At 57.6% G+C, this 24,815-nt stretch carries 24 protein-coding genes; 8 read left to right on the top strand and 16 right to left on the bottom strand.

The genetic code is table 11. The features are described from left to right. The first annotated feature begins 123 nt into the window (after positions 1–123). The 3 genes from trxA (at position 124) to ACYSMN_RS12430 (ending at position 3,798) form a co-directional block, all read left to right on the top strand. Positions 124–432 carry a thioredoxin gene (trxA, locus tag ACYSMN_RS12440; protein ID WP_488924208.1) on the top strand — a complete coding sequence of 103 codons (309 nt, stop codon included), beginning with the start codon at positions 124–126 and terminating at the stop codon, positions 430–432. Between the two features lie 113 nt (positions 433–545). Continuing rightward, positions 546–2,888 carry a TonB-dependent receptor gene (locus ACYSMN_RS12435; RefSeq protein ID WP_488924207.1) on the top strand — a complete coding sequence of 781 codons (2,343 nt, stop codon included), beginning with the start codon at positions 546–548 and terminating at the stop codon, positions 2,886–2,888. 148 nt (positions 2,889–3,036) lie between these two features. Next, the gene (locus ACYSMN_RS12430) at positions 3,037–3,798 is read left to right on the top strand and encodes a DUF4249 domain-containing protein (RefSeq protein WP_488924206.1); all 762 of its coding nucleotides are present in this window, start codon (positions 3,037–3,039) and stop codon (positions 3,796–3,798) included. Positions 3,799–3,900: 102 nt separating this feature from the next. On the opposite strand, the gene ACYSMN_RS12425 is transcribed toward ACYSMN_RS12430, so the two are convergent. From ACYSMN_RS12425 to ACYSMN_RS12410, 4 genes are all read right to left on the bottom strand, one after another. After that, positions 3,901–4,719, bottom strand: coding sequence for a purine-nucleoside phosphorylase (locus ACYSMN_RS12425; protein ID WP_488924205.1), 819 nt, complete (start codon positions 4,717–4,719; stop codon positions 3,901–3,903). Between the two features lie 84 nt (positions 4,720–4,803). Continuing rightward, positions 4,804–6,558 (bottom strand): signal peptide peptidase SppA, encoded by a 1,755-nt coding sequence (sppA, locus tag ACYSMN_RS12420; RefSeq protein ID WP_488924204.1) that lies wholly within the window; start codon positions 6,556–6,558, stop codon positions 4,804–4,806. Between the two features lie 282 nt (positions 6,559–6,840). Beyond that, the gene (locus ACYSMN_RS12415; RefSeq protein WP_488924261.1) at positions 6,841–8,088 is read right to left on the bottom strand and encodes a replication-associated recombination protein A; all 1,248 of its coding nucleotides are present in this window, start codon (positions 8,086–8,088) and stop codon (positions 6,841–6,843) included. Between the two features lie 192 nt (positions 8,089–8,280). Next, positions 8,281–8,649, bottom strand: a complete 369-nt coding sequence (locus tag ACYSMN_RS12410; protein ID WP_488924203.1) for a hypothetical protein — start codon at positions 8,647–8,649, stop codon at positions 8,281–8,283. Between the two features lie 286 nt (positions 8,650–8,935). Here ACYSMN_RS12410 and ACYSMN_RS12405 point away from each other — a divergent pair, with 286 nt between their 5' ends. The 4 genes from ACYSMN_RS12405 to dinB all read left to right on the top strand — a co-directional run bounded on the left by ACYSMN_RS12405 (position 8,936) and on the right by dinB (position 11,769). After that, positions 8,936–9,868 carry a DMT family transporter gene (locus ACYSMN_RS12405; protein WP_488924202.1) on the top strand — a complete coding sequence of 311 codons (933 nt, stop codon included), beginning with the start codon at positions 8,936–8,938 and terminating at the stop codon, positions 9,866–9,868. Positions 9,869–9,940: 72 nt separating this feature from the next. Further along, positions 9,941–10,147: a hypothetical protein gene (locus ACYSMN_RS12400; RefSeq protein ID WP_488924201.1), complete on the top strand. Its 207-nt coding sequence runs from the start codon at positions 9,941–9,943 to the stop codon at positions 10,145–10,147. After that, a complete protein-coding gene (locus ACYSMN_RS12395; protein ID WP_488924200.1) occupies positions 10,128–10,544 on the top strand; it encodes a PIN domain-containing protein in 417 nt (138 codons plus the stop codon). Before ACYSMN_RS12400 ends, ACYSMN_RS12395 begins: the two co-directional genes overlap by 20 nt. Positions 10,545–10,689: 145 nt before the next feature. Continuing rightward, positions 10,690–11,769 (top strand): DNA polymerase IV, encoded by a 1,080-nt coding sequence (gene dinB / locus ACYSMN_RS12390; protein WP_488924199.1) that lies wholly within the window; start codon positions 10,690–10,692, stop codon positions 11,767–11,769. 126 nt (positions 11,770–11,895) lie between these two features. On the opposite strand, the gene ACYSMN_RS12385 is transcribed toward dinB, so the two are convergent. From ACYSMN_RS12385 to ACYSMN_RS12375, 3 genes are all read right to left on the bottom strand, one after another. Further along, positions 11,896–12,534, bottom strand: a complete 639-nt coding sequence (locus ACYSMN_RS12385; protein WP_488924198.1) for a sce7726 family protein — start codon at positions 12,532–12,534, stop codon at positions 11,896–11,898. 174 nt (positions 12,535–12,708) lie between these two features. Next, a complete protein-coding gene (locus tag ACYSMN_RS12380; protein ID WP_488924197.1) occupies positions 12,709–13,014 on the bottom strand; it encodes a hypothetical protein in 306 nt (101 codons plus the stop codon). A 107-nt stretch (positions 13,015–13,121) separates the two neighbouring features. Continuing rightward, on the bottom strand, positions 13,122–14,066 hold the full coding sequence (locus ACYSMN_RS12375) for an N-acetylornithine carbamoyltransferase (RefSeq protein WP_488924196.1): 945 nt from the start codon (positions 14,064–14,066) through the stop codon (positions 13,122–13,124). 125 nt (positions 14,067–14,191) lie between these two features. Here ACYSMN_RS12375 and ACYSMN_RS12370 point away from each other — a divergent pair, with 125 nt between their 5' ends. Continuing rightward, a complete protein-coding gene (locus tag ACYSMN_RS12370) occupies positions 14,192–14,785 on the top strand; it encodes a Uma2 family endonuclease (RefSeq protein ID WP_488924195.1) in 594 nt (197 codons plus the stop codon). 99 nt (positions 14,786–14,884) lie between these two features. Here the strand turns inward: ACYSMN_RS12370 and ACYSMN_RS12365 are convergent, their stop codons facing one another. The 9 genes from ACYSMN_RS12365 to ACYSMN_RS12325 all read right to left on the bottom strand — a co-directional run bounded on the left by ACYSMN_RS12365 (position 14,885) and on the right by ACYSMN_RS12325 (position 24,487). Continuing rightward, positions 14,885–15,166, bottom strand: a complete 282-nt coding sequence (locus tag ACYSMN_RS12365) for a hypothetical protein (RefSeq protein ID WP_488924194.1) — start codon at positions 15,164–15,166, stop codon at positions 14,885–14,887. Between the two features lie 70 nt (positions 15,167–15,236). Beyond that, positions 15,237–18,473 (bottom strand): carbamoyl-phosphate synthase (glutamine-hydrolyzing) large subunit, encoded by a 3,237-nt coding sequence (gene carB / locus ACYSMN_RS12360; RefSeq protein WP_488924193.1) that lies wholly within the window; start codon positions 18,471–18,473, stop codon positions 15,237–15,239. Between the two features lie 128 nt (positions 18,474–18,601). Then, positions 18,602–18,922 (bottom strand): DUF7677 family protein, encoded by a 321-nt coding sequence (locus ACYSMN_RS12355; protein WP_488924192.1) that lies wholly within the window; start codon positions 18,920–18,922, stop codon positions 18,602–18,604. Positions 18,923–18,931: 9 nt separating this feature from the next. Further along, complete coding sequence (locus tag ACYSMN_RS12350) at positions 18,932–19,180, bottom strand: hypothetical protein (protein ID WP_488924191.1); 249 nt, start codon at positions 19,178–19,180, stop codon at positions 18,932–18,934. Positions 19,181–19,203: 23 nt separating this feature from the next. Further along, positions 19,204–20,283 carry a glutamine-hydrolyzing carbamoyl-phosphate synthase small subunit gene (gene carA, locus ACYSMN_RS12345; protein ID WP_488924190.1) on the bottom strand — a complete coding sequence of 360 codons (1,080 nt, stop codon included), beginning with the start codon at positions 20,281–20,283 and terminating at the stop codon, positions 19,204–19,206. Between the two features lie 101 nt (positions 20,284–20,384). Next, positions 20,385–21,554, bottom strand: a complete 1,170-nt coding sequence (locus ACYSMN_RS12340) for an aspartate aminotransferase family protein (protein ID WP_488924189.1) — start codon at positions 21,552–21,554, stop codon at positions 20,385–20,387. A gap of 114 nt (positions 21,555–21,668) precedes the next feature. Next, complete coding sequence (gene argC, locus ACYSMN_RS12335) at positions 21,669–22,649, bottom strand: N-acetyl-gamma-glutamyl-phosphate reductase (RefSeq protein ID WP_488924188.1); 981 nt, start codon at positions 22,647–22,649, stop codon at positions 21,669–21,671. Beyond that, a complete protein-coding gene (gene argG / locus ACYSMN_RS12330; protein ID WP_488924187.1) occupies positions 22,639–23,826 on the bottom strand; it encodes an argininosuccinate synthase in 1,188 nt (395 codons plus the stop codon). The genes argC and argG overlap by 11 nt, the downstream gene beginning before the upstream one ends. A gap of 82 nt (positions 23,827–23,908) precedes the next feature. Further along, positions 23,909–24,487: a GNAT family N-acetyltransferase gene (locus ACYSMN_RS12325; RefSeq protein ID WP_488924186.1), complete on the bottom strand. Its 579-nt coding sequence runs from the start codon at positions 24,485–24,487 to the stop codon at positions 23,909–23,911. Positions 24,488–24,815: the final 328 nt, after the last annotated feature.

The raw sequence follows: 24,815 nt of genomic DNA, 5'->3' as shown, positions 1-24,815 counted from the left end.
GCGCCGCAGCACCGGGTCTTTTTTGTGTGGCGGCTGTTGCCTACTCCACGTATGAGGCTACGAAACAGCGTCTACCTTTCGCGGGCTTTTTACTCCTATTCCATCTCTCAGACCCTACTACCCATGGCCAAGAAATCTTTTGCCGAGCTTATTAGCAGCCCCGGTATGCCGGTACTGGTAGACTTTTATGCCGACTGGTGCGGCCCCTGCAAAACGATGGCTCCTGTGCTGGAACAAGTGGCGGCGCAGCACCAAGGCAAGCTCAAAATCATTAAAGTGGATGTGGACCGCAACCCGGCCGCCGCCGCGCAGTTCCGGGTGCAGAGCATCCCAACGCTCATCCTCTTCCACAAAGGTCAGCCCGTGTGGCGGCAAGCTGGCGCCGTACCAGCCGCGCAGCTTACGCAGGCCGTGCAACCCTTCCTCACGTAGTTGCATCAGAAAGGCAGTGGCCTCCTCGTACGCGAAGGATAACATTAGGGCACAGGCCAACGTTGGGCAGTGGGCGGGCCGTACCTTTGCATGCTCTGTTCTTACTTTTTCTGATGCGTTTCGCTACTCTGCTGTTTATTACCTTCTCGATTTGGAGCCTAACCGGGGCTTCGAAAGTTCACGCCCAAGGGTACACGCTTAGTGGCTACGTGCGCGGTGGCCCTAACCGAGAGTCGCTGCCGGGCGCTTCGGTGGCCGTGCCTAGCCTCGCAACCGGCGCCACCGCCGATTCCACGGGCTTTTACTCCCTATCGCTACCAGCCGGCCGGCATCAGCTGGTGATTTCCTTTATTGGCTATCAAACTCTGACGCGCGACGTGAACCTGACGCGCAACCAGCGCTTGTCGTTCGCGCTGCCGGAGTCTACGAACGAGCTGGGCGAGGTGGTAGTGGAAGCTTCTGGCACGCTGGAGCAAAAGCTGCAAACCACCCAGATGAGCGTGGACCGCCTCACCATCAAGGAGGCCCGGCTCTTACCAGCCTTATTTGGGGAGGTTGATATACTGAAGACGCTCCAACTCAAGCCTGGCGTGCAAAACGGCGGCGAAGGCACCAGCGGCCTGTTCGTGCGCGGCGGCTCTTCCGACCAAAACCTGGTGCTCGTGGATGATGCCTTAGTGTACAATCCGAGCCATTTGTTCGGGCTGTTTTCGGTGTTCAACCCCGATGCCGTGCAAAGCGTGGACTTATACAAGGGCGGTTTCCCAGCGCAGTACGGCGGCCGGCTCTCGTCGGTAATTGATGTGAAGCTGCGCGAGGGCGACAAGCAGAAGTTCGGCGGCAGTGGTGGCCTGGGGCTCATTTCCTCACGCCTGACGTTGGAAGGGCCCATTGTCAAGAACAAAGGCTCCTTCATTATATCGGGCCGGCGCACGTATTTCGACGTATTTACGCGCCAGATCAACAAGATGAATGAGAGTGACCCGGAATACGACCCTATTCCTGATTACTACTTCTACGACTTCAACGCCAAAGCCAATTACACGCTTGGCGAGCGGGACCAAGTGTTTCTGAGTGGCTACTACGGGCGCGACATTTTCGGTTTCAACTCGCAGGGCGGCTTCAATTTCGATTTCAGTTGGGGCAATACCGTGGGTGCGGCCCGTTGGAACCACGTCTTCAACAAACGCCTCTACCTGAACACGACGGCCTCCATCACGCGCTACCAGTACGACGTCACCAACCGCCTCGACCAGTTTGCCTTCAACTTAGGCTCCAAAATCCAGGACCTGGCCTTGCGCGCTGACCTCGACTACACGCCCAACGACAAGCACGCCTTCAAGTTTGGGGGCCAGATCATCCAGCACCGTTTCGGCGTGGGCCGCTTGCAGGCCGGCTCTGACGATGGCCGCTTCAACCTTGGCTCCGATGTGCAGTACCGCGGCCAGGAGGGCGGCCTGTACGCTTCCGATAACTTCAAGGCATCCAAAAAACTGCAACTCGAATATGGCCTGCGCCTAACTGGTTTCCGTAGCGGCTCCAACACTTACGGCGGCCTGGAACCGCGTGGCTCGGCGCGCTATTCGCTCACGCCCACCACCTCGCTTAAAGCCAGCTACGCGCTCATGTACCAGTACGTGCACCTCGTCACGAACTCCGGTGCCACGCTGCCCACCGATATTTGGTATCCGTCGCGGCTTTCGGTGAAGCCGCAACGTTCGCAGCAAGTGGCTACGGGCGTGAGCTTCCTGCTGGGTCAGGGCAAGTATCTGCTGACCAACGAGGTGTACTACAAATGGTCGCAGAACCAGGTGGACTTCAAGGATGGTGCGCAGCTGTTCGTAAATCCTGATTTGGATAGCGAATTCCTGTTCGGCAAAGGCTGGGCCTACGGCAATGAGCTATATCTGGAGAAGAAAACGGGCCGCACCACCGGTTGGATCGGCTACACGCTCTCGTGGAGCAAGCGCCGGTTTCTGCCCCAGCGCGGCACCAGCGGCATCAACGGGGGCCGCGAGTTCTACCCCAACTACGACCGACGCCACAACATCACGGCGGTACTACTGCACCAACTCAATGAGCGCCTCAACCTCACGGCCTCCTTCGTGTATACCACCGGCAATGCTACTACGCTACCCGCCGGCCGCTTCAACGTGCAAGACGTGTTTGGCGGCGACCTATCAGTAGCGCCCATCTACCCCGACCGGAACAGCTATCGTCTGGCAGCCTACAACCGCTTAGACCTGGGCTTGGTGTGGCGGCTCAAGCCAAACCGCTGGTTCCCAGAATCGGACCTGACGTTCAGCGCGTACAACGCCTACAACCGTCGCAACCCCTATTTCGTGTACTTCGACCAGATAAAGGACGGCGAAGATGGCCCCGTAACGGGCTACCGCGCTCGGCAGGTGTCGCTGTTTCCCGTCATCCCGGCCGTGACGTACAACTTCAAATTCTGAATCGCGGATTATGCGGATTATAGGATTTCGCGGATTTCGGTTTCTGGCTTTTTACTTTCATTTGATTGATAACCACCTTGTCATGAGAGCTTCGCTTCGTTCTGTGCTAGCTGTAGGGGTACTGTTGCCACTACTCAGTAGCTGCGATTTGCAAAAGAACATCGACGTGGAACTGCCTGCGCTGCCCGCCCAGCTCGTGACGGAGTGTTACCTCGAAAATGACCAGATTCCGCGCCTCACCGTGACGGAAACCACGTCCTACCTCGCCGGCCCGGAGCCAGTGGTACCAACCGACGTAACGGTAGTGCTGACACTGCCCAATGGCCGCCGCGATACGCTAGCCTTCCGGCCCGGCATCGACCCGGTGCTGCGCAAAGCCTATACGCACATTGGCCGTCGTCCGCTGGTAGCTCGCCCCGGCGAGGTGTTCAGCCTGGAAATAGTTGATACCAAAGGCCGCCGCGTGACGGGCACCGCCACCGTGCCGACTCGCGTGCCCATCGACTCGCTCGAATACAAATTCAACGACCGGCCCGTGGAAAGCCGTGAAGCCTACGTGCTGACCAATTTCCGCGACCCCGCCGGAATCGGCGACTATTACCGCCTGCAAGTGCACCGCGACAGCATCGGCCCCTCCCCCGAAGTAGATTATGACGTGGAAGACCGCCTCAACGACGACAAGGCCTTCACGCTCGGCACCAGCTATATATTCGACCCCAACGACACGCTCTTCATCACCCTTTATCATTTCGACCGGCCATACTACCTCTTCCGGCAGTCGGTCAACGATGCGCAGAATGCCAACGGCAATCCGTTTAGCCAGCCTTCCGCCATCAAAAGCACCGTCCAGGGCGGCATCGGCGTTTTTACGGTGCTGAGCTACGACCGAAAGCAGATTATTATCCGGTAGCTAGTAGCCCAGGGTTTAAACCCTGGGCTAGTTAGGGCGTGAGCAAATATAGTCCGTCGCCGGTTTTCCATAGCCCAGGGTTTAAACCCTGGGCTTACGGGGCTACTGCTGCTCTATCACCGCGCGCAGCAGGGCAGTCAGGCGAGGCTCAGCAGCGGCGGCGGTGCGCAGAATATCAGCTATGTCCACGCGCTTGAGCTTGTCGGGGGCGCAGAGGTCGGTGATGACGCTGATGGCTAGCACGGGCAGGCCCATATGCACGGCAGCAATAACTTCGGGCACGGTGCTCATCCCCACCGCATCGGCCCCGATGGTGCGCAGGTAGCGATACTCAGCGGGCGTTTCAAGCATGGGACCCGGCACGCTCACGTACACCCCGCGCCGCACTTTGTCGGCGAAACCGAGGGCGCGAGCCGACTCCTGTGCCTGCCGGAGCAGCGTGGCGTCGTAGGGCTCCAGCATGTCGGGAAAGCGCGGCCCTAGCTCGTCGAGATTCTTGCCGATGAGCGGGTTGGTTGGTTGCAGGTTGATATGGTCCTCGATAAGCATGAGGTCGGAGTACTCCATATCCGGGTGCAGGCCGCCAGCCGCGTTGCTCACGAACAGCTTCCGAATCCCGAGCAGCTTCATCACGCGCACCGGCATCACCACTTGCGGCATGGTATAGCCCTCGTAGTAGTGAAATCGCCCCTGCATTACCAGCACTTTCCGCCCGCCTAGCTCCGCCGCCAGCAAATTGCCAGAGTGGCTTTCCACCGTCGAAACCGGAAAGTTGGGAATGTCGGCGTAGGCAATGGTGTGCTGAATGCTCAGGTCCTTAACCAATGCTCCCAGGCCCGTGCCGAGGATGATGCCAAATTCAGGCTCGAAACCCTGCAAAAGCGGACGGATATACTCGACGGCGGCTTGGAGTTGGTGCATTACTTGGTTTTTGGTTGTCGGTTTTTTGTTGTTGGCTTATTGACTGCCGTTTATAGCTGAGTACACAAACCAAAAACCAATCGGCTATTGAATGTTCAACTCGAAGGGCATGCGCATTTGCGCGCCTTGCATGGTGGAAAGCTTCCTGTACTGCTCGTAAATCGGGTAAAGCTGGCCCATTTCTTCGCGCACCATGCGCAGACGTACTTCCTCGCTGATGCCGCTGAATAGATTTTCGGCGAAGGTTTTCTGGCGGGGCAAGGCTTGCAGCTTATAATCGCCTTCCTTGAGCTTGGCGCGGCGGGCCGCGATGCGCAACGCATCATCAAACGAGCCGAGCACGTCTACGAGGCCGCGGGCTTTGGCTTCCGAGCCCGACCATACCCGGCCCGAGGCAAAACCGCGCAGGCGCTCCACCGGCATCCGGCGGCCTTGGGCGGCTTTAGTGGTGAAGTCGGCGTAGATGCGGTTGATTTCGTTTTGGAACTGCGTCTGTTCAAACTGGCTCAGCGGCCGCGTGATGGTCGGAAAATCCGAGAATTTGCCCGTCGTGACGCGGTCTGTGGTGATGCCGAGTTTGTCGCGCAGCAGAGGCTGGATGTTAGGCAGCACGCCAAACACCCCTATGCTGCCCGTAATGGTGTTCGGGTGGGCCACAATGGTGTCGCAACCCATAGCGATGAAGTAGCCCCCCGATGCCGCCACGTCCGACATGGAGCACACAATGGGCTTTACCTTCTTGGTGAGCAGCACTTCGCGGTAGATGATGTCGGAGGCGAGCGAGGAGCCGCCGGGCGAGTTCACGCGCAGCACGACGGCCTTCACGTTGTCGTCGAGGCGGGCTTTGCGGATGGCTTCGGCGAAGCGCGTGCTGCCGATGTTGTCGTTGCCGCCTTTGCCCGTCACGATGTCGCCCTCGGCGTAGATGACGGCAATGCGGTTGTTGCCGGTGCTTTCCTCGTCCTCGGCCTTGCCATAGTCGCTCAGGTCCACGAGGCTCAGCTTTTGGTCTTTTTCTACCCCTAGCTTGCCTTTCATGTAGTCGAGGGCTTGGTCATAGTACCCGAGGTTGGTCACGAGGCCGAGGCGCTTGGCGTCGTCGGCGTTGTGGACCAGCATGGAGTCCGAAATCACCTTGAGGCGGGCGGGCGTGATTTTGCGAGCGGCGGCCACGTGGCCCAGCATGAAGTCGTTGAGCGAGTTGAGAAACGACGACGTTTGCAACCGGGCCGAATCGGACATGTTTTCCCGGAAGAATGGCTCCACGGCGCTCTTGAACGAGCCTACCCGGAAAATTTGGGGCTGAATGCCGACCTTCTCGAACAGATTCTTGTAGTACATCGTCTCGGAGCTGAGGCCGTTGAACTCCAGCGTACCCTGCGGATTGAGGTAGATCCGGTCGGCGATGGACGTGAGGTAGTAGCTCTTCTCGGAAGCCGCGTCGGCGTAAGCCACCAAGAACTTGCCCGATTTCTTGAAGTCCAGCAGCGCGTCGCGTATTTCTTCCAACGACGCCATGCCGGCCTGCACCAACTCCACGTTCAAGAAAATGCCCTTAATATCGTCGTCGTTTTTGGCGCGGCGGATGGTGGCTTTCAACTGGTCGAGTCCGATGTTATCGGCCTGAGAAGAGAAGACCGAGCTCACCGACTCCCGGCTTTCGCGCTCATCAATGGGCTTATCGAGCTTGAGTTCCAGCACGGAATCTGAAGCGACGGTTGCTTCATTATCGGTAGAGGCCAGCGCCGCCACAAAGACGATGAGCAGCACGAAGCTCAGCAACAGGAAGAGCGTGAGGCCGGTAAAGGTGGCCAGCACGTATTTAAAGAATTGTCTCATGGGAATTTGATTTGCGCCGAGTGCAGGGAAGCAGACGGCACGAAGTGGGTTTTGCTTTTTTACTATCCTACTAGACGGCAAGTTATTGATTTGAGCTGCGGCCCGGCAACGTAACAAGTGTTTTTCTGCCTGGTTTCGTTTCCAGCGGACAGCCAACGCAAGCCGGCGGCATATGCCTCTACCGCGCGGCTGCCGAAGCCCGTCCGTTGTGGCGGTTTCTTGGGTGCCTTCAATATTCGCCCCATAACTTCTCATGTCTCACTTCTCATGGCTAAGCTCCAATTAATAGCCGTACTTCTCGCCCCACCACTGGCGCAGACGCTCCTGAATTTTCACTTCCTGAGCATTGTGGCCGGGATGGTAGAAAGTAGTGCCGCTGAGCTGCTCGGGCATGAACTCCTGCGCCGCGAAGTTGCCGGGGTAGTCGTGCGAATACTGATATTCGCCACCGTAGCCAAGGTCTTTCATGAGCTTGGTGGGCGCGTTGCGCAGCGGAATGGGCACCGGCTGCACGCCTTGCTGCCGCACCAGCGCCCGCGCTTCTCGAATGGCCTTGTAGGAAGCATTGCTCTTGGGCGAAGTGGCGAGGTACACCACAGTTTGGCCCAGAATAATGTCGCCCTCAGGCATACCGATAACCGTGACGGCCTGGAAGCAGCTTTGCGCCAGAATGAGGGCGTTGGGGTTGGCCATGCCCACGTCTTCGGAAGCCAGAATGAGCAGGCGACGCGCAATGAACTTAGGATCTTCGCCGCCTTCGAGCATCACGGCCAGGTAGTAGAGCGCCGCGTTGGGGTCGGAGCCACGGATGCTTTTGATGAAGGCCGAAATGACGTCGTAGTGCATTTCGCCGCCTTTGTCGTAGCGGGCAAGGTGCTGCTGGGCCAGTTGCTGCACGCCTTCGTCGGTGACAACCACTTCGCCGGTGGCCGGGTCGGGGCGGCTGGCTTCCACCACTATTTCCAGCAGGTTGAGCAGCTTGCGCGCATCGCCGCCCGAAATGGTGAGTAGAGCGCCGTAGTCCTGCACGCGCACCGTTTTTTGCTTCAGCACCTCATCTTCGGCTAAGGCTTTATCGACGAGGCTGGTCAGGACTTCCTTGCTGAGCGGCTCTAGCACGTAGACCTGCGCCCGGCTCAGCACGGCCGGAATTACTTCGAAGGAGGGATTTTCAGTGGTGGCGCCAATCAACGTGACGATGCCCTGTTCCACGGCCCCGAGCAGCGCGTCTTGCTGGCTTTTGCTGAAGCGGTGGATTTCATCGATAAACAGCACCGTACCCCGCTGTTTGCGCGCCCGTTCAATTACGTCGCGCACGTCTTTTACGCCGGCATTCACGGCACTAAGCGAGGCGAAAGGCTTGCCCAGCGCGGCCGCCAGCAAGTTGGCCAAGGTCGTTTTGCCAACGCCCGGCGGGCCCCACAGAATGAGCGAGGGCAGGCGGCCCGCATTGAGGTAGCGCCGCAGCACGCCTTCGGGCCCGATGAGGTGCTGCTGGCCCGCGTACTCATCCAGAGTGCGGGGCCGCATGCGCTCCGCCAGCGGGGCGCCAGGCCGCGGGGCGTAAGGTTGGGGCTGATAGTCAGTATCGAAGAGAGAGCCAGTAGACATGGAAGAATAGCGCAAGCCTGTGCTTACGCCGGGAGTAAGTGAAGTATGGCGGGTGTCCTGCTCACGTGAATACGCACGGGCGGCGGCGCAAGCTAAGAGCGAGTTTAGAATTTACTGAAAACTCATTCGTCCTGCTTCGGCAAGCGGAGGCCAGAGGAAGCCAAATAATACCCATACACGCTCCACAAGACCCGCCGACCCCGCCTCCACACGCGCTGCCGGATGAATTTCATGCGGCAGCGCATCTTTTTCATTCGAGGCCGCATGAAATTCATGCGGCTTCCCATCATTTTCATGCGGGGTTGCATGAAATTCACGCGGCTTCCCATCATTTTCATTCGAGGCCGCATGAATTTCATGTGACTTCCCATCATTTTTATTCGAGGCCGCATGAAATTCACGCGGCTTCCCACCATTTTCATTCGAGGCCGCATAAACTTCATGCGGCCTCGAATGAATCTCATGCGCGGCTGTCTTCATTTCATGCGCGCCTGCCTAAAATGGATGCTCGCTCCCACTGTGCGGAGTCGCGCCCGGATGTAGCGGGCTTCGCCTACCAAGGTGCAGGGTGTAGCGCGCCGGCGCCGGCGCGCATTGTTGCCCGCCAGGTCGTAGTTGCGGCGCGGATGATGCGCGAGCGAAGAGCGTGTCTGACGTTTTGGGGCTAGCCCGGCCCCGACAAGCGGACGCCAGCGGAAGCAGGATGTTCCAGAGGTACTTTCGGCAAAATCCCAACAGGCTCTAAAGCTTACCCTACATTCGTCTAATGAAAAATTCGGTGAAGGTCCACGCGGCCTTGTTTCTGGTCTCGCTTATCTACGCCGCCAACTATAGCATTTCCAAGGACGTGATGCCGCGCTACATGGGTCCGTTTGGACTCGTGCTGCTACGCATCGTGGGGGCCACGCTTTTCTTCGGCATCCTTAGCCGCCTCGTGGCCCCGCAAGACCGGATTCGGGGCCGCGCCGACCAATGGCGGGCCGTAGCCTGTGGGGTGCTGGGCATTGGGCTGAATCAGCTGCTGTTTTTCTCGGGCCTCAACCTCACCTCGCCCATCAATGCCTCGCTCATCCAAACCATTGCCCCAGTCGTGACGGTACTGGCTTCGGCGGTGCTGCTGGGCGAGAAACTAACGCTGCCGCGGCTTCTGGGCTTGGGTTTGGCCGGCACGGGCGCGGCGCTTATCATTCTGGGGCGCGGTCCGGCCACGGCAAATGGGCAAGATGGGTTGCTGGGCAACGTGTTTATTCTGCTCAACGCCACGGCTTTCGGGGTGTATTTGGTGCTCGTAATGCCGCTCATGCGCAAGTACCACCCATTCACGGTACTGGCGCGCATCTTTCTGGTGGGGGCGGTGTTGGCGGTGCCGGCCGGCTGGCAGCAGGTGCAGCAGCCGGCCTATGCCAGCTTTCCGGTCAGCATCTGGGCGGCCATTGCCTACATGGTGGTGTGCGTCACCATTATGGCGTATCTGCTGAATAACTGGGCGTTGAAATATGCCTCCCCTGCCCTGCTGGGCGCTTATATTTACTTGCAACCGGCGCTGGCGGTGGGTATCGCCGTGAGCCTGGGCAAAGACACGCTCACCGTTGCCAAAGCCTTACAGGCGCTGCTCATATTTGGGGGCGTGTTTCTAGTGAGCCGCAAGCCTCGGCAGGCTACACCAGTAGCGGCACCGCTGGAACCTGCACAGGAGTAAGCTCGGGCCGAAACCATTTCGTGCGGGCTGGTGCTTTATTCGGTAACTTTCTTCCTCAATAGCCCGAGCGTCATGACTTACACCGTCGAACTCAAAAACGAACACGCCCTGCGCCTGCTGGAGGAGTTGGAACAGCTTGGTGTGCTGACTATTCAAGCGCAGAACAGCCAGCCCTCGGAATCATCTGGTTCAAGACTTCCTTCGGAGAGAACTTTTACTGCCGTTCAGCTTGATACCCGAGGATTCAAATTCAATCGGGATGAAGCCAATGAGCGGTAAAGTCTTCTTGGACACCAACGTACTACTCTACGGATATTCCACGACGGAGCCTGCCAAACAAGCTGTGGCTCTTCGCGCCATGCAAGCTCCAATGGCTTACATATCCACTCAGGTGTTGATTGAGTTTACCAATATATGTCGGCGTAAGTATGGCTATGACTGGTCAGCTATTGAAAATCTGCTGGCGGAAATTCTGGTCAACTTCTCCGTGCACACCAACACGCCAGGTACGCTACTGCGAGCCACGCAAGTGGCGCAACGCTATGGATTCTCCTGGTTTGATTCGTTGATTGTAGCTGCCGCGCTGGAGTGCGGTTGCCAGACACTTTATTCGGAGGATTTACAGCATAATCAAGTGCTTGATGGCGGGCTGCGGGTGCTGAATCCGTTTCATTGACGCCGGCTATTGGCTGGCTTATCATCTCCGGTTGGTGTTGCGTGGCACGGACTTTAGTCCGTAGCCCTACCATTAGGCCAAATGAAAGGCTACGGACTAAAGTCCGGGCCACGTGCTTGATTGCTACTCTTCGTGTTGCTCTGCCTTGGACGCCTTGCCTACCCGTAAAATCATTCACCTCGACATGGATGCCTTCTATGCCTCGGTGGAACAGCGCGACAACCCGGCGCTGCGGGGGCGGCCCGTGGCGGTAGGCGGCTCACGGCAGCGCGGCGTGGTAGCGGCGGCTTCGTACGAGGCGCGGGAATTTGGCGTACGCTCGGCCATGCCTTCGACTACAGCCTTACGCAAATGCCCAAAGCTGGTGTTCGTGAAACCGCGCTTCGAGGTGTACAAGGAAGTTTCGCGGCAAATACGCGCCATTTTCGCGGAGTACACGCCGCTCATTGAGCCGCTTTCTTTGGATGAAGCCTACCTCGACGTAACCGACAACCTGCGGCAGCTGACCTCGGCCACGCAGATTGCGGCGGAGATTAGGGCGGCTATTTTTCAGAAAACGCAGCTCACGGCTTCCGCGGGCATTTCCTACAACAAATTTCTGGCGAAGCTGGCTTCCGACTACCGCAAGCCTAATGGGCAGTTCGTCATCAAGCCGGAGCAAGGCCTGGCGTTTGTGGAACAGCTGCGGGTGGGACAGTTTCACGGTATCGGGCCGGCTACGGCGGCGCGGCTGAACCAGCTGGGCATTTTCACGGGGTTGGAATTGCGGCAGCAGTCGGAGGCGTTTCTGCGGCAGCATTTCGGCAAGGCGGGCTCGTACTACTTTCATATTGCCCGCGCCATCGACCACCGCCCCGTGGTGCCCGACCGGGTGCGTAAATCAGTAGGCTCCGAAACCACCTTCGCACAAGACCTCACCGCACATGAGGAGCTACTGACTGGCTTACAGCCTTGCCTGGAATCGGTGTGGGAATACTGCCAGCGCACGGGACTATTGGGACGCACTCTCACACTTAAAGTGAAGTACGCCGACTTTCAGCAAATTACGCGCAGCCGCACTACGCTGGCGCCGCTGGCAAGCAAAACGGCAATGGAGCAAATCAGCCAGGAGTTAGTAGCCGGCTGCCTGCCGCTGAGCAAAGGGGTGCGCCTATTGGGCGTTTCGCTCTCCAATCTCGAAACCCTCGACGACTCAGTAGGCAAGCAGCTGACGCTTGGGCTATAGGCTGCTACATGCATCTTCCTCTGACACTCCAATAAAACAACGTGCAAACCGGAGCAAGCAGCCGTTTCTATTATCCTTGATTTGGAATCTGTTAGCGAAAGACAATGGGAAATAGTCACCGAATTTTCAGACGCTCTTCGACTTGCGAGGTTTTTGCCCCGCTGCTTGTCTGGCTTTGCGGCGCCGTCGAAGACCACCGAGACGCTCACGCTCTACTTTACGCTCGGCGCGGGCTTGCAGACGCTCGGGTAGGCGTGCCATAAGTCGCTCCCGTACATACTGTGCCAGGCTGGAAAGTGGCACCAGCTGCGTAGTGCGCAAGAAATGCAGCACCTGGGCGCGGCGTAACTGACTCACGCCCGCCAAGCCACGGGCCAACAGAAACTGCTTCACTTCTTCCAGCAACAACAGACTGGCTAGCGGCGCCGACGCCACAGTGGAATTGTAGGAAGCCGACCGGTGCGGCCATAATCCGGTGCGGCTGGCCACCAATACGCCCACCCAATCGGGCAGCAACGGTAACAGCTTGGGCAAGTGCTTCTCCGTTACCACGAACGTCACGAAATCATACACCTCGCCGTAGCAGCGCAGTTGGTTGGGTACGCGTTGTAGCGTATCGGAGTCGCCCTTTATCTCGTAGCCGTGGAGGAAATCAGTGGTAATGTGCACGACATCGGCACGGGTGGTACCGGTGGGTAATTCGTCCACGTACACGCCGCCCGCAAGCAATGGGTAGAGCAGAGCGCGAATTTCCGGATCGTTCATGAGGGTGAGGAAAACTTATCAGCAGCTGAGATACAACCACTGCTTTTGGCACCCATGTTGGGCACGCTAAAGGTCCGCCGCCCTGAGCATTTCAGCAAACAAAAAGAAAGCCTGACTGCCGCAGTGGCAATCAGGCTTTCTCAGCAAGTAGGTGTGGGCAATAAGCCGTATGGCTTAGAAAGGATCAGCTTTTACTTTCGTTTTCTTTTTCTTATCGCTCGCCTTGATTTTCACATCGGCATTAGCTGGAGCTAGATCAGCGCTCGACTGCGTTTCTACCGTGGTAGTAGTGGTAGCAGGAGCGGTAGTCGTGGTCGTTGCGGGCGATGTGGTAGTAGCGGGAGCCGGCGTAATAGCAGGCTGCGTGGTAGTGGTGCTCTGTTGCGGCGTAGTCGTCGTGGTAGTCGTATTGGTGGTTTGCGCGTTAGCAGCAGAGATGCCGGCTACGAGTACAGCGGCGAGAACAAATAGCTTTTTCATGAGCTGGGGTTAAGGTGAATACTAAAAGCTCGACTAATTAGCCTGCTTTCGAGTAGCCTCTAACGAAGCCATTCGGATAAAGTTGAGTTTTGCCCGAATTATGCACCTTATTTCAATAACTCATGCAACACCGTTTGCATGGAAAACACCCGATTACCAGCCTCTTGCACCACCAAAGAATTTGGCGAATCCAGCACCGCATCCGACACTTCCACATTGCGCCGCACGGGCAGGCAGTGCAGAAACTTGGCGTCGTTGGTCAGAGCCATGTGCTCAGGCGCGAGCATCCAGGTAGGGTCGTTTTGCAGCACTTGGCCGTAGCTGTGGTAGCTGCTCCAGTTCTTGGCCTGCACGAAGTCGGCACCTTCTAGCGCTTTACGCTGGTCATATTCGATACGGGCGCCTTTGGTGAATTTCTCGTCCAGTTCGTAGCTCGCGGGGTGCGTAATCACGAAGTCCACCCAGTCGATTTCGGAAAACCAATCGGCAAAGGAGTTGGGCACGCACTGTGGCAGAGGGCGCACGTGCGGGGCCCAGGTGAGCACCACTTTCACGCGCTGCTTCTGCTTGTGTTCGGCCACCGTGATAAGATCGGCAAATGACTGTAACGGGTGCAGCGTGGCGCTTTCCAGGCTGATAACGGGCACGGTAGCGTATTGCAGAATCTTGTTGAACACCACTTCCTCATAGTCCTCTGCCTTGTCCTTCAGCGTGGGAAAGGTGCGCACGCCCAGCACGTCGCAGTATTCACTCATCACGGCAATAGCTTCCTTAATGTGCTCCTGCGTCGAGCCGTCCATCACGGCGCCATCGGCCATTTCCAGCGTCCACGAATCGGCTCCGGCATTCAGCACCCACACCTGCGCGCCCAGGTTGTACGCCGCTTTAATGGAGCTAAGGCGCGTGCGCAGACTAGGGTTGAAGAAAATCAGCCCGATGGTTTTGTTCTTGCCGAGGTGCTGGTAGCCGAAGGGGTTCTGCTTGATCTCTAATGCCTTGCTCAGCAGGGCTTGGTAGTCGGGAACGTCGGCGAATGAGGTGAATTTCTTCATGGTGAAAAATCAGGCCGTAGGAACGGCACGGTAGAAACAAGAAACTGAACTTCTCGGCCAGCGCCCAACGTAGTAAAAAGCAACTCGGTATATTTGAATGACACCCAGTTTAGGTTACTTCTGCTATGACTTTCGCTGACCTTGATAATGTAGTGGTGCTGCATGGCCCGCTAACCCGGCTCACGGACGACGAGTTTTTCGACGTCTGCCAGCACAACCCTACCCTGCGCCTGGAGCGAAACGCCGACCACGAAATCATTTTTATGCCCCCTGCCGGAGCCGAGTCCAGCCGCAAGTCCGGCGAAGTATACGTACAGCTTTGGCTGTGGAACCGCCAGCATCAGCTTGGCTACGTGTTCGAGTCATCGGCGGGCTTCACGCTACCCGACGGCTCCATCCGCTCCCCCGACGCATCGTGGGTAGCCAAAACCGCTTATGAGGCCCTGACCGAAGCCCAACGGCTACGCTTCCCGCCGGTGTGTCCCACGCTCGTAGTCGAAGTTCGCTCTCCTTCTGATGGCCTCGGCCCGTTGCGCCGCAAAATGGAAATTTACCTAGAAAATGGCGTAGAAATCGGCTTTCTGCTCGACCCCGGCAACGAAACCGCCACCATTTACCGCCGTGACCAGCAGCCGGAGGAAATCAACGGCTTCGACCAGACGCTGAGCGCCGAGCCGGCCTTACCAGGTTTTGTCCTGGATTTGCGGCCGTTACGATAGGGCTGAAAACTCTTTCACTCAACAAGCCACTTTTTGAAGCCCCCAGTGCGCCAACACCGAGGGCTTCGCCGTTGTAAGAAGACAACGGTACGGGAAGGTTCATCTTTCAGAAGTTTGGATAGTCAACTCTATACCATCATATAACGGAAACAGATGATATCCGCAATGCTCAGTGAAAACGCCGACCTCACGAAACTCCGGGGCTTTGATGACAAACGCGTACCTGAATTCAACCTGTGAGTCATCTTCAAAATGAATCTTCACAGTTTCTTGCAACGGAAAGTCTTCCAGGCTCAGCGTATCATCATTGCCTCTTCCTTTTGAAATCAAGTACTGCTTTATTTTAAGCTTCCACCTTTCCGGCAGATCCTGGTTTCGCATATCCTTGATGTTGTGAATTGACTGACCTTTTCACTCGACGGGCAACGATGTACCAAGTTGAGCCTGCGCGCTACATGGCCTTGTATTCCTTCCAGCTCTTGATGCTCAAATCCTCCAGCTTCAGCGTGCAGAAGGCTTGGATGAAGGCTTTAGCCAGGCGGGCGTTGGTGATGAGCGGGATGTTGAAGTCTACTGCCGTGCGGCGGATTTTGTAATCGTTGTCCAGCTCGCCCTTGGTCAGGTTCTTGGGGATGTTGATGACCAGGTCGATTTTCCGCTCGCGCAGGTAGGTCAGGGCGTTGGGCTCCTGGAGCTCGTCGGGCCAGTAGACGAGGGCGCTGGGCACGTTGTGTTCGGCGAAGAAGCTGTGCGTGCCGTGCGTGGCGTAGAGGGTGTAGCCCTTCTGCACCAGCAGCCGCGCGGAGTCCAGCAGGGCCACTTTGGAGGTAAGTGGGCCGCTGGAAATCAGCACCGAGCGCTCCGGAATGCGGTAGCCCACCGACAGCAGCGCCTTCAGCAGCGCTTCCTCGGCCGTGTCGCCCAGGCAGCCCACTTCGCCGGTGCTCGTCATGTCGACGCGCAGCACCGGGTCGGCGCCTTGCAGGCGAGTGAAGGAGAACTGCGAAGCTTTCACGCCCACGAAGGGCAGGTCGTAGACCAGCTCGCTCGCGTCGCGCTCCACGGGGCGGCCCAGCAGCACCTTGGTGGCCTTCTTAATCAGGTTGTGGCCCGATACCTTGCTCACGAACGGGAAGCTGCGCGAGGCGCGCAGGTTGCACTCGATGACGCGGATTTCGCGGTTTTTCTCCAAGAATTGGATGTTGAACGGCCCGCTAATCTGGAAACGGCGGGCAATCTTCTCGGCAATGACCTTGAGCTTGCGCACCGTGCCCACGTACACGCGCTGCGGCGGGTAGTACATCGTCGCATCACCCGAGTGCACGCCGGCAAACTCCACGTGCTCCGAAATGGCGTACGACACGATTTCGCCCCGGTCGGCCACGGCGTCCAGCTCGATTTCCTTGGCATCCTGGATGAACTCCGACACCACCACCGGGTACTCGGCGCTGACGTCGACGGCCAGCTTCAGGTACTCCTGCAGTTCCTGCACGTTGGACACCACGTTCATCGCCGCGCCCGACAGCACGTACGAGGGGCGAATCAGCACCGGGAAGCCGACTTCCTTCACGAAGTCGTAGATGGCCTCCATGGTGGTCAGCTCGCTCCAGCGCGGTTGGGCAATGCCCAGCTCGTCCATGATGCTGCTGAACTTGTGGCGGTTTTCGGCCTCGTCGATGCGCGAGGCGGCGGTGCCCAGGATGGGCGCGCCGGCCTGCTCCAGGCGGGTGGCGATGTTGTTCGGAATCTGCCCGCCGGTGCTTAGAATCACGCCGTTGGGCTGCTCGAAGTCCAGGATGTCCATGACCCGCTCGTACGACAGCTCCTCGAAGTAGAGCCGGTCCGAGACGTCGTAGTCGGTGGAGACGGTTTCGGGGTTGTAGTTGATGATGATGGACTTGTAGCCTTCCTCGTTCACCGTCTGGGCCGCATTCACGCCGCACCAGTCAAACTCCACCGACGAGCCGATGCGGTACACGCCCGAGCCCAGCACCACCACCGACTTGTCGGTTTCGGGCTCCAGGTCGTTTTCGGTGCCGTGGTAGGTGAGGTAGAGGTAGTTGGTCTGGGCCGGGAACTCGGCCGCCAGCGTGTCGATTTGCTTGATGACGGGCAACACGCCCAGGGCCTTGCGGCGGGCGCGCACCAGCATTTCGTTGGCCTTCACCTCGGCCTGGCCCAGCAAGTGCACGGCCAGCTGCTGGTCCGAAAAGCCCGATTTTTTGGCTTGGCGCAGCAGGTCGGTTTCCAGCGCATCAAGGCCGCCTTGCTTCCGCTTTCCGCCGAGCTGCCGGCCCAGCAGGAAGATGCCGTAGAGGCGCTGCAAAAACCACCGGTCGATGCGCGTCAGCTCGTAGACGCGGTCCACGTCGTAGCCGGCTTCGAAGGCCTCGTTGATGGCGAAGATGCGCTCCTCGTTCGGCTCGCTCAGCAGCGTGTCGAGGCTGGCGTTGTCGAGCAGCGGCTCGGGTTTGTTGGCCACGAAGCCACGCCGGCCGGTGTCGAGCATGCGCAGGCCCTTTTGAATGGCTTCCTCGAAGGTTTTGCCGATGGCCATGACCTCGCCCACGCTCTTCATGGCCGAGCCAATTTGGCGCTGCACGCCCGCAAACTTGCCCAAATCCCAGCGCGGCAGCTTCACCACCAAGTAGTCCAGTGCCGGCTCGAAGAAGGCCGAAGTGGTCTGCGTGACGCTGTTTTTCAGCTCGGCCAGCGAGTAGCCCAAACTCAGCTTAGCGGCCACGAAGGCCAGCGGGTAGCCCGTGGCCTTGGAAGCCAGCGCCGAGGAGCGCGACAGGCGCGCGTTCACCTCAATCACACGATACTCCTCCGAGAACGGGTCGAGGGCGTACTGAATGTTGCACTCGCCCACGATGCCCAGGTGGCGGATGGTCTTGATGCCAATGCTGCGCAGCTTGTGGTACTCGCGGTTGCTCAGGGTCTGCGACGGGGCCACCACGATGCTCTCCCCGGTGTGGATGCCGATGGGGTCGAAGTTTTCCATGTTGCAGACGGTGATGCAGTTGTCGAACTGGTCGCGCACCACTTCGTACTCCACTTCCTTCCAGCCCTTCAGCGACTCTTCCACCAGAATTTGGTCGGAGGTGGAGAAGGCTTTCTGGGCCAGGGCGCGCAGCTCGTCCAGGTTGTTGGCGAAGCCGCTGCCCAGACCGCCCAGCGCAAAGGCAGCGCGCACGATGATGGGGAAGCCAATCCGCTCTCCGGCCGCCAGCGCGTCCGCGATGCTGGTCACGGCTTCGCTGCGGGCCGTGAGCACGCCAATCTGCAGGAGCTTGTCCTTGAAGATGTCGCGGTCCTCGGTGTCGATGATGCTCTGCACGGGCGTGCCGAGCACGCGCACGTTGTACTTCTCGAACACGCCGGCGCGGTACAGGGCCACGGCGCAGTTCAGGGCCGTCTGGCCGCCGAAGGCCACCAGAATGCCGTCGGGCTGCTCCTTCTTAATGACCTCCTCCACGAAGTAGGGCGTCACGGGCAGGAAGTACACGTCGTCGGCAATGTCGTCCGACGTTTGCACGGTGGCAATGTTGGGGTTGATGAGGACGGTGCGAATGCCTTCCTCCTTCAGCGCCTTCAGCGCCTGCGAACCGGAGTAATCGAACTCGCCGGCCTCGCCAATTTTAAGGGCGCCGGAACCGAGGATGAGGACTTTGTTGGGTTTGTTCATTCGTGTGGGCCCCTCCCCCGGCCCCTCCCCAAAAGGTGAGAGGTGCCAGACGATTTATGGGATTGTTTCTTACAGGTATGGAGAGGAACAACAGCAAACAGTGCTGCCGCATTTTCAAACTTTCAAGGTCAAATCTTATCCTGTAAACCAGGTGGCTCGTGCAACTCTAGTTCCCAGTCTTGGTAGGGAGGTTCGACCTCAAAAGTTGGGTCGCAGTAAGAACGGATGTACTCAGTTGCGCGCCTCTGTGCATACTGTGCATTCAACACTTTTCCATTCTCATCTATTTCGATGACATTGGCGAAGATGGCGTAAACCTGTTCTATCGCGCTGGGCTCTTCTCCATACAGTTCGAGGTAGTTTATTCCTTCGAGCATATAGTGAGAGCCACTTGCCATGAAATAAGCAAAGGTTCTTAGAGCACCACTAAACGAGTTGCTGAGTTTCATACTTGGTAGCTATTCAAATCGAAACTTCAACTGGCAAACAATGCCAAACTCACGAGCTTGATAGACAAGGTGAGCAGCTTTGCTAACATCCTCTTCAGCTACTGAAATCATGTAGCTTTCTTCATTGTAGACAAATGAATCAATTTGGTCTCCGGACTCATCTAGTTTAGTCTGCAACAAGTCTTTGTATAGCTTTACAAGATTTAGCCGAAAAAGAGCTGCTTTTGGTTGGTTTTCAACCAGCGTAACGAACGGCATAACGTTCTGGGAAGCTGATTTTTTTACGAGTGCTGTGCCTTATACTCCGCCACCGCCGTCAAAAACTCATCAAACAGGTACTCGGTATCCTCCGGGCCGCCAGCAGCTTCCGGGTGGAATTGCGTGGAGAAAAACGGTTTGGTCTTATGTCTGATGCCTTCGCAGGTGCCGTCGTTCAGGTTCTCGAACAGCATGGTCCACTCGGTGGGCAGCGTGGTGGTGTCCAGCGCGAAGCCGTGGTTTTGGCTCGTGATGTAGCAACGCTTAGTACCCGAAAGCAGCACGGGCTGGTTGTGGCTGCGGTGGCCGTATTTCAGCTTGAACGTGTCGCCGCCCGCAGCCAGGCCCATGAGTTGGTTGCCGAGGCAGATGCCAAAAATGGGCTTGTCCTGCTGCAGGGCGGTTTGGAGGTGGCTGATAGTGGCCTCGCACGTCTTAGGGTCGCCGGGGCCGTTGCTTAGGAACAAGCCGTCGTAGTCGAGCGTGTTGAAGTCGTAGTCCCAGGGCACGCGAATCAGCTCCACGTCGCGCTCCAGGAAGCAGCGGATGATGTTGGTTTTGGTGCCGCAGTCTACGAGTACGATTTTGTGTTGGCCGGTGCCGTAGTGCTGCACGCCGGGCTGGCTCACCTGCGCCACCAAGTTGTCTTGGTTGGGGTCGTGGAGCGGAACGTCTTTTTCCGCCACAATTTTGCCCAGCATGGCACCTTTCTCGCGCAGCTTCTTGGTAAGCAGCCGGGTATCGACGCCAAAGATGCCGGGAATATTGTACTCGGCCAGCCAGTCGCCGAGGCTCTTGGCGGCGTTCCAGTGGCTGTGTTCCTCGGAGTAATAATTGACTACGAGGCCGGCAATGTGAATCTTATCCGACTCGAAAATCTTCGAAATGGACTCGTACAGTTCCTCGCCCGGTACCCCGTAGTTGCCCACCATGGGGTAGGTGAGCACCAGAATCTGGCCCGCAAACGAGGGGTCAGTGAGGTTTTCGGGGTAGCCGGTCATGGCCGTGCTGAACACCACTTCGCCCGCCACAGAAGTGTAGGCGCCGAAGGAGGTGCCTTCGATTTCAGTACCGTCTTCGAGGATTAGTTTTACTTGCTTCATTGTCGTTCTGTCGTGAGCCTCACCCTCTAGTCCCTCTCTCGTAGAGTGGATCACTAGGTGTAGATCTTAGATTTTTCGAAAGCCAAAGCTATGACTAGAAGCTAGCTTTTTAAAGCTAGCTCTCCCTCTCTTTTGGATAGGGGGCTAGGGGGTGAGGTCTGATACAAAGCTTGCAAAAACTGGTCAACTTCAGCCTTGGTGATGTTGAGGGGCGGCAGCAGGCGTAGCACAGTGGGGTCGGAGGCATTGCCCACGAAAATGTGGTGCTCCGCGAGCAGCTTGTCGCGCACGTCTTTAATGGCGAAATCGTACTTGATGCCAACCATCAGACCCCGGCCTCGAATTTCTGCCGCGCCAGCATGAGCTTTTAGTTCTGCGCGCAGATAGTCGCCGAGTTGGCGGGCATTTTCCAGCAAGTTTTCCTGCTCAATGACTTCCAGCACTGCCAAGGCAGCGGCGCAGGCCAAGTGGTTGCCGCCGAACGTGGTACCTAGCAAACCGTACGAAGCTTTCAGCTCGGGCGCAATCAAGATGCCGCCAATGGGAAAGCCGTTGCCCATGCCTTTTGCCACCGAAATAATGTCGGGGCGAATGCCGGCGTGCTGGTGTGCGAAAAACTTACCACTGCGGCCGTAGCCGCTCTGCACTTCGTCGGCAATGAGCAGCACCTCATGCTGTTTGCACAGCGCGGCCAAGCCTTGCAGGAATTCATCGGAGGGCATGATGATGCCGCCCACGCCTTGAATTGGCTCAATGATAACCGCGCAGGTTGGCTGCTCCCGCATCACGCACTCCACTGCCGCTAAGTCATATTCCACGAAGGAAATAGCGTGGCTGGCGTTGAAAGGGGCCACAATTTTGGGGTTGTCGGTAGCGGCTACGGCGCCCGACGTACGGCCATGAAACGCGCCTTTGAAAGCAATGACGTGGCTTTTGCCGGTATGAAACGAGGCCAGCTTCAGTGCATTTTCGTTGGCTTCGGCGCCGGAGTTGCACAGAAACAGCGAGAAATCGGCGTAGCCAGAAACCTCACCGAGCTTGTGCGCCAGCTGCGCCTGAATCGGAATCTGCACTGAGTTGGAGTAGAAGCCAATGTTTTGCAACTGCTCCGTGAGGCGCCGCACGTAGTGCGGGTGGCTGTGGCCGATGGAAATTACGGCGTGGCCGCCGTAGAAATCGAGGTACTCCTGCCCCGCTTCATCCCACAGCGTCGCCCCAAGGGCTTTCACCGGCGTGATATCGACAAGCGGGTAAACGTTGAAAAGCTCCATGTTGTAGAAGTGAGAGCTGAGAAATTAGAAGTGAGATGGACTGAGTTGCCAGATAGGTCAGGTGTCCTGCGTAGTCCAGGCTTTCAACCCTCGGGTCTCCACGCACCTAGGCCATTACAAAAGCACCGATTTGAGGTGAAGTCCTGTCGTCTCCGGCAGACCGAAAAGCAAGTTCATGTTCTGCACGGCCTGGCCCGAAGCGCCTTTCACCAGATTATCAATGACGGACGTGACCAGCAAGTGCTTGCCCTGCTTCTGCACGTGCAGCAGGCATTTGTTGGTATTCACGACTTGCTTCAGATGCAATTCCCGGTCCGCTACCGTCACAAAAGGCGCGTCGGTGTAGTAGGTGCGGAATAGCGCTTGTGCTTCTTCGGCTGTCAATTCGCTTTGAGTGTACACGCTGGCGAAAATACCGCGTGAGAAATTGCCTCGATACGGAATAAAGTGAATGTCTATTGCCAGCTGGTGCTGTAGCTGCGCCAGGCTCTCCCCTATTTCGCCGAGGTGCTGGTGCGTGAACGGCTTGTAGATGGAGACGTTATTGGTGCGCCACGAGAAATGCGTAGTGTCCGACAAACTTTGCCCCGCTCCCGTCGAGCCCGTAATGGCCGATACGTGCACGTCATCCGTCAGCTTGCCCGCTTGCGCCAGTGGCAGCAAGGCCAGCTGGATAGCCGTAGCAAAGCACCCCGGATTAGCAATACTTTGCGCCTGCTGAATACGGCTCTTGTTGAGTTCTGGCAGGCCATACACGAACTCGCGGCCTCCGAACTCGGCGTCTGCTTCTAGACGGAAGTCGTTGCTTAGGTCGATGACGTGCGTGGTATCCGGCAAGGAATTTTTCTCTAGAAATGCCCGCGAATTGCCGTGTCCAAGACACAGAAACACCACATCCTCATCACCGGCTAGCTCCGATGCAAACACCAAGTCCGTCTCCCCCACCAAGTCATCGTGTACGCTACTCACGGCATTACCCGCATTCGACGAGCTGACGATGACATCGAACTCAGCATACGGATGGTGCAGCAAAATGCGAACCAGCTCCCCGGCCGTGTAACCGGCACCGCCCACAATGCCAACCTTAATTTTCATCGTTGAAGGAAGAGTGAATGCGGAGCTGATTGCTGAAGATTTTGATAAAGCCTTTCGCGTCGCGCGAGTCCCAGGCGTCGTTTTCCTCACCGTATGTAGCTACTTTGGAGCGCATCATGTCGTATTTCGACTCGATGCCTTGCAGCTCAAACTGGTAGGGCTTCAGCGTGACGAACACCGTGCCCGACACGCGCTGCTGCGACGACGTCAGGAAGGCTTCCATGTCGCGCATCACCGGGTCGAGATATTGCGCTTCGTGCAGCAGCGTGCCGTACCAGTTGGCGATGTAGTCTTTGTGCAGCAGCTGCCAGCGCGAGGATGTATGCTTCTCCAACAAATGGTGCGCTTTCAGCAGAATGAGCGGGGCCGGGGCCTCAAATCCCACGCGGCCTTTAATGCCCAAAATAGTGTCGCCGACGTGCGTGTCGCGGCCGATGGCGTACTGGCCGGCTAGCTCATTCAGGGCCTGAATCAGCTGCACGGGCGGCAGGGTTTCGCCGTTCAGCGCCATCGGCTCGCCCTGTTCAAAAGTGATGCTGATATTGGTTGGCTCAGTGGCGCTAAGCGGCGTAGGATACGCCGTTTCGGGCAGGGCTTGGTGCGAAGTCAGCGTTTCCACGCCGCCCACGCTGGTGCCCCAGATGCCCTTATTGATGGAGTATTTGGCCTTTTCCCAGCTCATCTCGAAGCCGTTGGCTTGCAAATACTCAATTTCCGCCTGGCGCGAGAGTTTCTGGTCGCGGATGGGCGTGATGATTTCGGTGTTCGGCGCGATAACCGAGAAAGCCACATCGAAGCGCACTTGGTCGTTGCCAGCGCCGGTGCTGCCGTGCGCGATGTAGTCGGCCTTATGCTCGCGGGCGTACTCAGCCAGCGCCAACGACTGAAACATCCGTTCCGCACTCACGCTCAGCGGGTAAGTGTCGTTCTTGAGAATGTTCCCGAAGATCAGGTAGCGCAGGCAATCCTGGTAAAACCGCTCGGTCACGTCGATGACTTCGTGCTTGGTCGAGCCCAACTCATAAGCGCGCTGCTCGATGGCTTGCAGCTCTTGCTCAGAAAAACCGCCCGAATTGACGATGACCGTGTGCACTTCCAAGCCCAGCGCGCGAGTCAGGTACACGACGCAATACGACGTATCCAAGCCGCCGCTGTAGGCTAAAACTACCTTTTTCATGTAAGGAAAATGGACGGGAAAAGTAAGGGATGAGACAAGAAAGAATAAGCACCCAGGCCGGCACTACGGCGCGGCCAGCGCCTTACTTCCGCTCACTCAGAATTTCGATGGTTTCTTGCGCCTGCTGGCTGAATTGGTCGTTGAGTTTATCGTAGACCATGCCCGTGCAGAGGCACATTTTGCGCTGGTTTTCCTGCAAAATGGGGTAGTTCTTGCAGGCCGCGCAGCCCTTCCAGAAATCGTCGGATTGCGTAAGTTCAGGGAAGGTCACGGGCCGGTAGCCTAGCTCGTTGTTGATTTTCATCACGGCCGCGCTGGTCGTGATACCGAAAATCTTGGCCGCCGGATACTTCGTGCGCGACAACTCAAACACGCGGTGCTTGATGGCCCGGCCCAAACCCTCCTTGCGCAGCTCGGTGTTCACAATAAGCCCCGAATTGACGACAAACTTGTTGTCTTCAAACGTCTCGATGTAGCAAAAGCCGGCCAACTGCTCGTCGATGAAAGCAATGATGGCATCGCCGCGCTCCATCTTCTTGATCAGATAGTTAGGGTCGCGCTTAGCAATGCCAACGCCCCGCTGACGGGCCGATTCGGCGTACCAATGGCACAGGGTTTCCACGTACTGCGCATCGGCAGTAGTGGCTACTCGTAAAAACATGGCTAGGAAAGTTAGCTGCCGGCTACCACGGCAACGGACGCTGAAAACAACACAACTCGGGCCAGAGAAGCGGCTTTTCCAAACAGCGAGGCACGACCAGCAGGCCAGCGGCCACCGTCAAATCCGGAAAAGCAAGGAGGAACAGCCCAATTAGGCCAGGATAGCGGGGCACTACAGCCAAGCCGCTACGAAGCGTACGCAGGTTCTACACTCGGGTTTGTCAGTTGTTCGTTAACTTTCTCTTATCTGTTAGCCCGCTCTGAGAGCGGGCACCGCCGGTTTCACCTTTGAAAACGCAGACGGAATATTGCAAGCCAGCTTAAGCTGG

Source organism: Hymenobacter sp. M1-2, assembly GCF_057808495.1.
Note: the sequence above shows the minus strand (reverse complement) of the source record. Positions and strands in the feature narration are given on the sequence as shown.